Consider the following 12,216-nt stretch of genomic DNA (forward strand, 5'->3'; position numbering starts at 1 on the left):
TCGTCCTCCCCGTCGTTGATCCTCAGACCCTCTGACGCTGGGGACCGCAGGAATGCTGACATGCGCCGTCAACTGTGCGAATCGTCACCCTGCGTGCGGGCCGTAGGGTGATCGGCATGGCGCTGCTGCACAAGACCGACATCCGGCCCACCAAGCTCGAGCTGCTGAACGCCTGGCTGCCCACGCAGAGCTGGTATCCCGGCCCGCCCGCTCCCACGGTCGAACGGGTCGGAGCGGCCCGCTTCGACGACCCGGCCGGCGAGGTCGGCCTGGAAGTCATCCTGGTCCAGGCCGGTGACGGGCCAGTGCTGCACGTGCCGCTGACCTACCGCGGCGCGCCGCTCGACGGGGCCTCGGACTTCCTGGTCGGGACAACCGAACACGGGGTGCTCGGCCGGCGCTGGGTCTACGACGCGGCCGGCGACCCGGTCTTCACCCGGGTGCTCGGCGACGTCATCCGCACCGGCGGCGGACAGGCGGTGGAGGAGGTCCACGGCCCGGGCGGCGAGGTCTTCGTCCGCGAACCCGACCTCCAGTTGCGCGGCACGGGCTCCACCGTGGCGCCGCTCGGCGAGACGGTCGAGGTCACCACCAGCGACGTCACCCGCGTCGCGACCACCGCCGGCGAACTGCACCTGTTCCGCCTCCCGTCCGCCCGGTCGACCACCACGTCCACCCTCACCGCGCAGTGGCCCACCGCCACCAGCCCGGTCACCCTGGCCCACCTCCTCCCGTAGGTCACAGCCCGGCAACCGGCTCACCCGCACGTCCGGCTTCCGCCCCTGCGCCGCCGGCACCTCGGGTGCCCCGGGCGGCTCGGGGCCCGGTTGTGCACACGGCGACCCGCTCGCACCGGCCGGGCGGCTCGCGACGGGCGGTTCCGGGCTTGCGCCGCGAGGTCGGGCGGGTGGCGCGAGGTCGGGCGGGTGGGCGCGGTGGTGGGCGGCGCGAGGTCCCGGCCAGAACCAGCCGGGACCGTGAGCCGCGCTGCGAGCCGGACCAGCGGGTGGCTCGCGGACGATCGGCGGAGGGGTGGCTAGTCGCTGGTCAGGCGTGTGACGGCGGTTGGTGTCAGGTGACGGTTCAGGGTTTCGAGGGCGGCCAGGATCTCCGGCAGGGGAGCGTCGGCGGGCAGAGCCGCGGAGAGGGCCGGGCGGATGTCGGCGGCGGCGACCGCGCGGCGGCGGGCGGTCATCTCCGGATTGCGGTGCAGGAGCCGGCGGCGGCGGTCGGCCGGGTCGGGTGACGTCAGGACCGAGCCGGCGGTGCGCAGCCGGCTCACGGCGACCGACACGGCGCTCTGCGGCAGCCCGGTGCGGCGGGCGACCGCGGTGACCGTCGTGCCGTCGTGTGCGTAGATGTCGCTCATGACGACCACGACGGCGCGTTCACCTCCGGTGGGACCGTCGGGCGGCGCGGGCAGGGACTGCTCGCCGATTTTCCGGAGGGCGCGGGACAGCAGGATCAGCTCGACCGGGGTCACGTCCCCGATGATACATCACTCTTGATACATCAGGACTGATGCATTACGGTCGACGCCATGGAGAACACGGTGGACGTCGACGGCGCACGGATTCACTACCAGGTGATCGGGCGGGGGCCGGTGCTGCTGATCGGGCAGAGCGGGGACGGCGACGCCGATCGCACGGTCGATCTCGCCGACCGGTTGAGCGGGGAGTTCACCGTCGTCACCTGGGACCGGCGCGGGCTGTCCCGCACCGTCTGCGACGACCCCGGGGCGCCGGTGAGCATCCGGCAGCACGCGGCCGACGCCGCCGCCGTCGCGAGGGCCGTCACCGATCGGCCCGCCGCCATGCTCGGGCTCAGCCTGGGCGCGGCGATCGGGATGCACATGCTCACGGCGTACCCGGAAATCGTGGCGGACCTGGTGGCGCACGAGCCGATCGCGCTGGGATTCCTGGCGCCGGCGGATTCTGCTCGCGCCCGGCGCGAGCTCGGTGAGGTGATCGCGACGCATCGCGTCGCGGGGTGGCGCGCGGCGGCCGGGAAGGTCGCGGCGGTGCTCGGGATCGACCCGCGCGGCCAGGAGACCGAGCCGGGGGTGACGGTGTTCCCGTTCGACGACCGGCGGGCGGCGAACTTCGAGTACTTCCTCGGGCATGACCTCGACGCGGCCCTGCGCGACGACCTGACGCTCGACGATCTGCCGCCCGGGGCGCGGATCATCCCGGCCGTGGGGGAGCGGTCCCCGCGCGACGGCTTCGACTACCTGGCCGGGATCGGATTGGCCGAGCACCTGGGCGTGGTGGCCGAGTGCTTCCCCGGTGGGCACAACGGCAATCTGACCCACCCCACGGCATTTGCCGTACGGGTCATCGAGCTCCTCACGCCAGATGACTCAACGCGGTGAGCGTCTCCCAGCCGTCCGCCCGCAGCCGCCCGGCGCGATGCGCGGCGATCGCCTCCTCGGGCGCCATCCGCGCGGCCGCGCACCACGGTGTGGCCTCGACCGGCAACCCGGTGTGCCGCCACAACAGGATCAGCCGCCGCAGCCGGGTCACGCCGTCGTAGGTGAATGCCTGCGTCCCGCCCGGGACCAGCGCGGCCCGCCAGCGCAGGAACTCCGCGGGCGGCAGACAGAGGTGTGGCGGGAGCGACCGCCCGAACCCCGCCCCGGGCCGGGCGCCGAGCTCGGCACCGATCCGTTCGACCGGCCAGCCGGCCCGGAACAGGCGGGCCGTCACCTCGATCGGGAGGTCGTCACCGGTCAGCCAGCCCGGCCAGGCGGGGTCGTCGTCCGGCGGGAGCGGCATCTCGTCGACGTCGTCGCGGCAGTGCAGCCCGAACGTCAGATCCGGCGCCGGGGCGGTGATGCCGAGACAGGCCGCGGCGTGCCGGGCCGCGGAACCGTCCGGGTACAACGCCCGCCAGACGTGCATCGCCGGGTTGCGGGTCAGTTCACGGATGTCGCCCTGGAACGGCCACCGCACCCATTCCTCCACCTCGTCCGGTGTCATGTCGAGGTGGCCGAGCAGGGTGCTGGCGATCATCCGGACCAGGGCGGTGTCGGTGCCGGACGCGCGCCAGAACCGCGACTCGACGGAGAGGAACTCGTGCAGCCGGTCCGGATCCCAGTAGTCCAGGAGCAGCACCATGTCGGCGTGCAGGTCGGCGGCCGGCCAGTAGGGCAGGTCCGGCAGCGACGCGAACTGCTCCACGAAGTCGGCCCGCAGCCCTCGCCAATAGGGCGCAGCGATGTTCATCAACTCGCCGATGTAGGTCTCCAGCCAACCCGCCACGCCGCATTTTATCGTCGGCCGTCGCTTTTGTGGCCGGTGATTACCGTGTGCTCATGAACCAGCGCTACGCGGACACGATCACGGCGCTCGGCACCGCGTTGATCGCGCGCGTCCCGGTGCTGCTGTGGGGCCCGCCGGGCCAGGGCAAGACCAGCGTCATCGAGTCGCTCGGCGACGACCTGCACTTCCATGTGGAGACGGTGATCGCGTCGCTGCACGAGCCGGCCGACTTCGCGGGGCTGCCGATGCTCGACCCGGCGAACTCCTCGACCCGGCTGCTGCCGCCGGCCTGGGCGCGCCGGGTGGCCGCGGCGGACCGGCCGAGCATCGTCTTCTACGACGAGATCAGCACCACGCCGCCGGCGACGCAGGCCGCGCTGCTGCGGCCGATCCTCACCGGCTGGGTCGGCGACCTGCGACTTCCCGAGGGTACGGGCAGTGTGGCGGCAGCGAACCCGCCGGAAATCGCCGCCGACGGGTGGGATCTGGCGCCGCCGCTGGCGAACCGGTTCGTGCATCTGGACTGGACGCTGCCGGCCGACGTGGTCCGCGACGGGTTCACCGTCGGCTGGCCGCGGGTGCCGGTGCCGTCGGTCGCGCCGGATCTCGTCGACAAGGCCACGGTGTCGGCGAAGACGCTGGTCGGCACGTTCCTGCGGGCGCGGCCGGAGCTGGTGACCCGGATGCCGTCCTCGTCCGATCAGGCCGGCCGGGCGTTCCCGACGCCACGCAGCTGGGAGATGAGTGCCCGCCTCTACGGCGCCGCCAAGGCCGCCGGCTTCTCCGACACGGTGGTGTTGTTGCTGCTCAACGGCTCGGTCGGCGCGTCCACGGCGGCCGAGTTCCTGGAGTTCGTGCGGCGGCTGGATCTCCCCGATCCGCAAGAACTGCTGAACGACCCTTCCGCGTACGTCGTCCCGGTGCGACGCGCCGACCAGGTCTTCGCCACGGCGGCCGCGGTCCTCACCGCCACCACCGACGATCCGACTCCGGACCGGTGGCTGGCGTGCGGCACGATCCTCGCGAAGGTCGCCGACGCGGGGATGGCCGACATCGCCTTCCTGTTCGCCCGGCGCTGGAGCGACCCCGCGACCCGCCCGTTCGGCGTGATCCCGACCGCGGACCACCTGCGGGCGCTGGGTCCGATCCTGACCGAGATCCATGGATGAGAACAGCCGGCTGGCGTCGCTGCGGCTCTCCGCCGGTCGGGTGGTGGCCGCCGGCCGGATGCCGTATCTGAGCACCGCCCTGTTCGCGATGGTCCCGGTGCTGACCCGGGAGTTGCCGACGTTCGCGGTGGACACGCGCTGGCGGATGTACGCGAACCCCGACTTCGTCCGCACGCTGTCGGCCGAGGAGGTCGCCGGCGCGTGGCTGCACGAGGCCGGCCATCTGCTGCACGGTCACCGGGAGCGCTGGGAGTCGCTGGCCGAGCCGCGGGCCCGGCACCCGATGTTCAACACGGCGGCCGACGCGGCGATCAACGAGGAGTTGCGGGACGCCGGGGTGACGTTGCCGGCGGTCCGCGCGTCCTACTGGGAGCGCATCCCGGGTGCGCGCCGGGGCATGCTCGCCGAGGAGATGTACCGCTTGCTCCGCGACGTTCCCGAGGCCTCGGCGGCGGTCGCCGCGGACACGCCGGGCGGGTCCGGCGGCCCGGGGATCGACCTGCGTCCGGACCATCTCGCCGGGACGCCCGCGAAGATCACGGTCCGGGGCAGTGGCACCGATTTCGGCCCGGGCAGCACGGTCACCCTGCACAGCGATCGGGGCCACCCGGTCCCGCACACGATCGCCGACGTCCGGGTGGTCACCGGCGAGCTGCTCACCTTCGAGCTCGCGCCGGTCCCGTCCGGGCTCTACCGCGTCGAGGTCGACGGTCTCGCCGCGATCCTCCCGGTCGGGTTGCCGTTCACCGAGGTGGACCCGCAGTCGCTGCCGGCCGGTTACGGTGTGCCCCAGCCGATGGCGGCCAGCAGCGACGGCTTCGACTTCCAGCCGGACACGACGCTGCTGGTGGCGCGTTTCGGGGCGGACGGGCTGGCGGCGGAACCGGACGCGGCCGGCGACCCGGTGATCGTCACCCCGCGGGTGCTGAACTTCGACCTGGCCGCGTCGTTGCCGGCGGGCGGGTACGCGCTGGTGATCGGCTCGGGCGGCAGCACCGCGATCGCGGTGTTCCGGGTGGACGGCCCGCCGTCGGGTCAGGCCGGCTCGCCCGAGGAGGGCGAGTCGCGGGCCGGGCCGGATCCGGGGGACTGCGGCTCCGGCTCCGGCGGTGAGCGCCGGGACTGGGAGCGCCCCGAGTCCGAGGACGACGAGTCCGACGGCAGTGTCAGCGACGGCCGCGCCGAGATGGTCCGCCGGCAGGTCGCCCGCGACATCGAGGCGCACGAACGGGCCGGCGGCGACGTGCCGGCCGGGCTGAGCCGGTTCGCCGGGGAGACGCTGACCACCGAGGTGGACTGGCGGCGGGAGCTGCGCAGCGTGGTGAGCCGGTCCCGGGCGACGGTGGCCGGGATGCGCGACTACACGTATGCCCGGCCGTCCCGCCGCGCCTCGGCCGTCCCGGGCCTCGCGCTGCCGGCGATGCGCGCGCCGCGCCCGCCCCGGCTCGACGTCGTGATCGACACGTCGGGCTCGATGACCGGGACCATGCTCGGGCAGGTCACCGCCGAGCTGCGGGGCATCATCCGGGCCCTGCGCGGGGACACCGTGCGGGTGTTGTGCTGCGACGCGCGGACCGGGGAGGTGCAGCGGATCGCGCGGATCGAGGACGTGGAGTTCACCGGGGGCGGCGGCACCGACATGCGGGTCGGGCTGACCACCGCGGCGGCGCTGCGGCCACGCGCCGACGTGGTGGTGCTGGCCACCGACGGGGACACGCCGTGGCCGCTGGAGCCGCCGGCCGGCAACCCGCGGGCGCGCTACGTGGTGGTGCTGGTGGACGGCGACCGGCCGCACGTCCCGGCGTGGATGCGCAAGATCGTCGTCTCCGGCTGAGCAGCGCGAGTGCGCGTCACTCGGCGCAAGATCGTCCTCTCCGGCTGAGCAGCACGAGTGTGCCCCACCCGGCGCAAGGTCGTCACCGGGTGAGCAGGGCGAGTGCCCGTAGCCCGGCCGGGTCGAGCGTGCCGGCCCGGTGCATCGCCAGGGCCTCGTCCGGTGGCAGTTTCGCGGCCGCGCACCACGGCGCGACGGCGGCCGGGACGCCGGTCAGGCGCCAGGCGAGCGCCGGTGCGCACAGTCGCCGGATCTCGGCGAGTGGCAGCGCCCCCGGCCCGGCTGCGGCCAGCATCGTCTGCCAGCCGTCGATCTCCTCGCGGGTGAGGGCGGCGACCCGGGAGAACGCGGGCAGCGCGACCGTGAGCGGCACCCCGGGTGACTCCGGCAGCGCGGTGAGAACGGCCTCGTCGGAGGGCCAGCCGGCCATCCGGAACCGGGAGAGCGCGGCGAAGACCGGAGCCGGCAGCGACTGCATCGGGTCGAGCAGGTTCACGTCGCCGGGGTCGAGCCCGAAGTCGTCCTGCGCGGCCCGGCGTGCCTCCGACGGGAACGGCAGCTCGGGCGGCGTCGAGCGGGGGTCGTAGCTCAGGTGGTGCCGGCCCTGGGTGACGCCGAGGGCAGCGGCGGCCCGGGCCGCCGCGCTCCCGTCCCGGAACACGTCCCGCCAGAGGTGCATCATCGTGCAGCCGACGAGCTGGTGGACGTCACCCCGGAACGGCCCGCGGGCCCACTCCTCGATCTGCTCCAGGGGCATGTCGGCGTGTTCGATCAGGACCGGAGCGACCCGGTGGTGCCATTCCGGCGTGAAGCAGCCGAGGAACTCGTCGAGGGGGCGCGCTCCCCAGCGGTCGGCCAGGGGCAGGAGTGTCCAGATCAGCCCGGGAACCCGGCTGTCGAGGCGCCGGGCGGTGCTCTCGGGCCGCGGCCCGGCGTCCCAGCGGGCGCGCCAGTAGGGCATCGACGCCTCCATCAGCCCGTCGAGGTACTTCGGGATGTCCATGCGCCCATACTGGCCCGTCCCGGCCACCGCGCGACGAGGTGGCGCGGTGGCCGTGACCGAAATGGTCGGACGGACGGCCGGTCGACCATGGGCCGAGTCCACAATGGTCACGGGAAGGTCACGAACCTTATCGACCGTAGTGACTTCCACCCCGATCGATCGGAGACTCCCGGGAGAAGCGTCCGGACACCCCTCCGGGCGCCGTAACTCCGGAGGACCCGCACGTGAGACAACCATCCCGCTGGGGCCGACGAACCTTCTCCTCCGTCCTGACGATCGGCCTCGCGGCCGGCGTGACGACGATGAGCGGTTCGCTGCCGGCCGCGGCCGCCCCGGCGCCGGTCACCCAGGACGGCGCACCCGCCACCGAGACCGTCGCCCCCAAGGACTCCCCGGCCGACACCCTCGGCGCCCACGACGCGGGACTGCTCGCCGAGGCCCGGGCCGAGCACAAGCCCAGTGTCACCCTCATCATCGCCACCGACCAGGGCAAGTCGGCGGACGTCGGGGCCAGGCTCAAGGCGCTCGGCGGCACCGTCGCCCGCAACTTCGACCAGGTCGGGTACGTGCTCGCCTCGGTTCCCACCGACAAGGTGCTCAACGCCGCGAAGCTGCCCGGCGTCAGCGCCGTCGACCTGGACGAGACCGTCAAGGTCCCCGAGCCGGACCTGACCGCTGACGCCACAGCGGCCAAGCAGGCCCCGGTCAGCGGGCCGGGCGCGACGACACCGGCCGACAACCCGTATCTGCCGGTCGGCGAGACCGGCTCGGTCGACTTCAAGCGCAAGCACCCGACGTACGACGGGCGCGGCGTGACCATCGGCGTCATGGACTCCGGCGTCGACCTGGCCCACCCGGCGCTGCAGAAGACCACGACCGGTGAGCGCAAGATCGTCGACTGGGTCACCGCGACCGACCCGCTGGTCGAGAACGACGGCACCTGGCGCGCGATGCGCACCGCGGTCGCCGGCCCGACCTTCAGCTACGCCGGTGCGACCTGGACCGCCCCGGCCGGCAACTGGCTGATCAACCGCTTCAGCGAGAACATCACCGCCGCCTCCGAGCCGGCCGGTGACGTCAACCGCGACGGCGACACCAGCGACGTGTGGGGCATCCTCTACGACCCGGTCAGCCACGACATCCGGGTCGACGTGAACCAGAACAACAACTTCACCGACGACGCCGTGATGCGGCCGTACAAGGAGAAGTTCGACGTCGGCTGGTTCGGCACCGACAACCCGGCGACCGAGATCGCCGAGCGCATGCCGTTCGTCGTCGAGTACCGCGAGGACGTCGACCTGACCCCGGCCGGACTGCCCGGCCAGGTCGCCGACTTCGTCAACATCGGCATCCCGGAGGGTCTGCACGCCACCCACGTGGCCGGCATCTCCGCCGGCAACGACCTGTTCGGCAACCGCAACTTCGACGGCCAGGCGCCCGGCGCGAAGATCGTCTCCGCGCGGGCCTGCTCGTGGGGCGGTGGCTGCACCGCGGCCGCGCTGACCACCGGCATGGTCGACCTGGTCGTGAACCGTGGCGTCGACGTGGTCAACCTGTCGATCGGCGGCCTGCCCGCGCTCAACGACGGCAGCAGCGCCCAGTCACAGCTCTACCAGCAGCTCATCACCAAGTACGGCGTCCAGCTGTTCATCTCGGCCGGCAACTCCGGCTCCGGCGTGAACACGATCGGCGACCCGTCCGTGGCCACCGACGCGGTCAGCGTCGCGGCCAGCGTCTCCAAGCAGACCTGGCTCGCCAACTACGGCTCGGTGACCCGCCGGCCGGAGCAGCTGTTCCCGTTCTCGTCGCGCGGTCCGCGGGAGGACGGCGGCTTCAAGCCGAACCTCGCCGCACCCGGCTCGGCCATCTCCGCGACCCCCACCTGGGAAGCGGTCGCCGGTCTCGACACGGTCGGCTACACCCTGCCGGTCGGCTACGCCATGGAGAACGGCACGTCGATGGCCGCGCCGCAGGCCACCGGTGGTGCCGCGCTGCTGCTGTCGGCGGCCAAGCAGACCCGCCGCACGGTGACCCCGGCCCAGCTGCGCCGGGCGATCTACTCGACGGCGAACCCGATCGCCGGTGAGCAGGCCTACGAGCAGGGCTACGGCAACCTCGACGTCCCGGCCTCGTGGAACCTGCTCACGAAGATCTCCGAGACGCGCACCTACACGGCGTCGGCCCCGGTCTGCACGCCGCTCGCGCAGTACCTGTCCACGCCCGGCACCGGGACCGGCATCTACAACCGGTGCGCGGCCGCCGACGGCGGTTACCGGGCCGGTCAGTCCAAGGTGGTCAACGTCTCGCTGACCCGTACCAGCGGGCCGAACCGGACCGTCCTGCACCGGCTGTCGTTCCAGGGTGACCGGGGCGCGTTCAAGGCCCAGCCGCTGGTCGGCCTGCCGCTGAACAAGACCGTCACCGTCCCGGTCCGGGTCACCGCCGGCCGTGGCGTGGTCAGCGCACTGCTCAAGGTCGACGACCCGTTCACCCCGGCCGTCGACTTCGAGGTGCTCAACACCGTGGTCACCGGTGTGGAGGCGAAGGCGCCGTCCTACGCCAACACGTTCACCGGCGCCGTCGACCGCAACTCCACCACCTCGTTCTTCGTCACCGTCCCGGCGAACGCCACCTCGCTGCAGGTGGACCTCGGCGGGCTCGCGGCGAACTCGCAGACGCGGTGGATCGCGATCAACCCGTACGGTGTGCCGGTCGAGCCGACCTCCAGCCCGTACTGCTACACCAACTACTCCGACCCGGCCACCTGCAAGCCGGAGGAGCGCTCCTACGACAACCCGCTGCCGGGCGTCTGGGAACTCGAGGTCGAGTCCCGGCGTACGTCGCCGCTGCTCAGCAACCCGTTCGCGCTGACCGCCAAGGTCCAGGGCATCACGGTCGAGCCGGCCACGGTGACCCTGCCCAGCGTCAAGGTCGGCGAAGCCACCCCGGCGACGTGGACCGTCACCAACCGGTTCGGCCCGATCGCGATCACCCCGCAGGGCGGTCCGCTGGGCAGCGCGCTGACCCAACGACCCACGATCGAGCAGGGCGGCGTGCAGGACTACACCGTCGTCGTCCCCGACGGCGCGACCCGCCTCACCGTCGCGATCAGCAACCCGGCCGACCCGGCCGCCGACCTGGACCTGTACCTCTACGACGCGAACGGCGTCGAGAAGGGCCGCTCCGCGGACGGCGACTCGGAGGAGTCGGTCACGCTGAACGCGCCGGCCGGTGGCACGTACACGGTGGAGGTCCAGGGGTACTCGGTGCCTTCCGGCTCGACCGCGTACGACTACCAGGACGCGTACTTCAGCCCGGCCCTCGGCACGCTGAGCGCGCCGAACACGCCGGTCACGCTGGGCGTCGGGGCGACCGCCACGATCACCGGCTCGGTCACCGTCGCCGCGGTCCCGCCGGCCGGGCGGCACCTCTCCGGTGAGGTCCAGTTCGTGACCGACGAGGGCGCGGTCGTCGGCCGCGGCACCGTCCAGATCGGCGCCGTCACCGAGTAACAGCACCGTTCCGGCAGCGCCGAGGGGGCTCTCCTAGAGGGCCTCCTCGGCCTTTCGGGCGGCGATCAGAATCGGATCCCAGACCGGCGCGTACGGCGGGGCGTAGCCCAGATCGAGCGCGGTCATCTCACTGACCGTCATCTTGTTCCAGACCGTGACCGCGAAGGCGTCGATGCGTTTGGCGGCTTCGGCCCGGCCGACGATCTGCGCGCCGAGCAGCACGCCGGTGCCCTGCTCGGCGATCACCTTGACCGTCATCGGGACGGCGCCGGGGAAGTAGCCGGCCCGGTTCGTCGACTCGACGGTGGCGCTGACCGTGGCGAAGCCGGCCTGCTCGGCTTCCCGGGTGCTCAGTCCGGTCCGGGCGACCTCGAGGTCGCACAGTTTGGTCACGGCGGTGCCGATGACGCCGGGGAACGTGGCGTAACCGCCGCCGAGGTTGATGCCGGCGACCCGCCCCTGCTTGTTGGCGTGCGTGCCGAGGGGGACGTGCACCTGGCGTTTGCTGATCCGGTGGTGCACCTCGGTGCAGTCGCCGGCTGCCCACACCCCGTCGACCACGCCGTGTGGCCCGATCACGCGCTGCCTCAGGTCGGTCCGGAGTGCGCCGGTCTCGCCGAGCGGGATACCGGCGGCTTCGGCGAGGGCGGTGTTGGGGCGTACGCCCAATCCGACGATGACGACGCCGGCCGTGATCGGGCCGGCGTCGGTGACCACGGCGGTGACCCGGCCGCCGGCGGTTTCCAGGCCTTCGACCGTGGTGGCGGTGCGCAGGTCGATGCCGAGGTCGCGGATCGAGGACGCGACCAGCGCGCCCATGTCCTCGTCGACGGTGCCCATCGGCTGCTCGGACCTCTCGATCAGGGTGACCCGCAGGCCGCGGTTGATCAGGGCCTCGGCCATCTCGACGCCGATGTAGCCGGCGCCGATCACCACCGCGGACTCCGGTTTCCCGGTGTCCAGCCAGTCACGGAGCGCGGATCCGTCCTCCAGGGTCTGTACGCCGAAGACGCCCTTCTCCGGGATGCGGGCCCAGGGCGGGCGCACCGGGGCGGCGCCGGCCGCGTAGACCAACTCGTCGAAGGCTTCGGTCCGCGACGTGCCGCCGTCGAGGTCACGGACGGTGACCGTGCGCGAGGGCAGATCAATTCCGGTCACCTCGTGCCGGGTGCGCACGTCGATCCCGGCTTTGCGGAACTCGCCCGGGGTGCGGGCGATCAGCGCGTCCGGCCCGTCGACCACCCCGCCGATCCAGTACGGGATGCCGCACGCCGAATAGGACACGAAGCGTCCCATCTCGAACGCCACGATCTCCAGCTCGTCCGGCCCCTGTCGGCGCCGGGCCTGGGCGGCCGCCGACATGCCGGCCGCGTCTCCACCGATCACGATCAGTCGCACTCGCCCATTGTGCCCGGTTCCGCGCCGCTGTTTCCGGCAG

General features: G+C 72.8%; 9 protein-coding genes. 5 read left to right on the top strand and 4 right to left on the bottom strand.

Going from position 1 to position 12,216, the window contains the following annotated elements:
• Positions 1–116 precede the first annotated feature (116 nt).
• The gene (locus ACH442_RS43220; RefSeq protein WP_396343978.1) at positions 117–737 is read left to right on the top strand and encodes a hypothetical protein; all 621 of its coding nucleotides are present in this window, start codon (positions 117–119) and stop codon (positions 735–737) included.
• A 299-nt stretch (positions 738–1,036) separates the two neighbouring features.
• Here the strand turns inward: ACH442_RS43220 and ACH442_RS43225 are convergent, their stop codons facing one another.
• Positions 1,037–1,483, bottom strand: coding sequence for a MarR family transcriptional regulator (locus tag ACH442_RS43225; RefSeq protein ID WP_396343979.1), 447 nt, complete (start codon positions 1,481–1,483; stop codon positions 1,037–1,039).
• 57 nt (positions 1,484–1,540) lie between these two features.
• Here ACH442_RS43225 and ACH442_RS43230 point away from each other — a divergent pair, with 57 nt between their 5' ends.
• Positions 1,541–2,371, top strand: coding sequence for an alpha/beta fold hydrolase (locus ACH442_RS43230; protein WP_396343980.1), 831 nt, complete (start codon positions 1,541–1,543; stop codon positions 2,369–2,371).
• Here the strand turns inward: ACH442_RS43230 and ACH442_RS43235 are convergent.
• On the bottom strand, positions 2,346–3,260 hold the full coding sequence (locus tag ACH442_RS43235) for a hypothetical protein (RefSeq protein ID WP_396343981.1): 915 nt from the start codon (positions 3,258–3,260) through the stop codon (positions 2,346–2,348). The genes ACH442_RS43230 and ACH442_RS43235 overlap by 26 nt on opposite strands.
• 53 nt (positions 3,261–3,313) lie before the next feature.
• Here ACH442_RS43235 and ACH442_RS43240 point away from each other — a divergent pair, with 53 nt between their 5' ends.
• A complete protein-coding gene (locus ACH442_RS43240) occupies positions 3,314–4,429 on the top strand; it encodes an AAA family ATPase (protein ID WP_396343982.1) in 1,116 nt (371 codons plus the stop codon).
• Positions 4,422–6,263 (top strand): VWA-like domain-containing protein, encoded by a 1,842-nt coding sequence (locus ACH442_RS43245; protein ID WP_396343983.1) that lies wholly within the window; start codon positions 4,422–4,424, stop codon positions 6,261–6,263. The genes ACH442_RS43240 and ACH442_RS43245 overlap by 8 nt, the downstream gene beginning before the upstream one ends.
• Before the next feature lie 82 nt (positions 6,264–6,345).
• On the opposite strand, the gene ACH442_RS43250 is transcribed toward ACH442_RS43245, so the two are convergent.
• On the bottom strand, positions 6,346–7,266 hold the full coding sequence (locus ACH442_RS43250; RefSeq protein WP_396343984.1) for a hypothetical protein: 921 nt from the start codon (positions 7,264–7,266) through the stop codon (positions 6,346–6,348).
• A gap of 224 nt (positions 7,267–7,490) precedes the next feature.
• On the opposite strand from ACH442_RS43250, the gene ACH442_RS43255 reads away from it, so the two are divergent.
• The gene (locus tag ACH442_RS43255) at positions 7,491–10,778 is read left to right on the top strand and encodes a S8 family serine peptidase (protein ID WP_396343986.1); all 3,288 of its coding nucleotides are present in this window, start codon (positions 7,491–7,493) and stop codon (positions 10,776–10,778) included.
• Between the two features lie 33 nt (positions 10,779–10,811).
• Here ACH442_RS43255 and ACH442_RS43260 read toward each other — a convergent pair whose 3' ends face one another.
• Entirely contained in the window at positions 10,812–12,176 is a 1,365-nt protein-coding gene (locus tag ACH442_RS43260) for an FAD-dependent oxidoreductase (protein ID WP_396343987.1), read from the bottom strand.
• Positions 12,177–12,216 lie beyond the last annotated feature (40 nt).

This window comes from Actinoplanes sp. NPDC020271, assembly GCF_044388125.1.
In the GTDB taxonomy this organism is placed as follows: domain Bacteria; phylum Actinomycetota; class Actinomycetes; order Mycobacteriales; family Micromonosporaceae; genus Actinoplanes.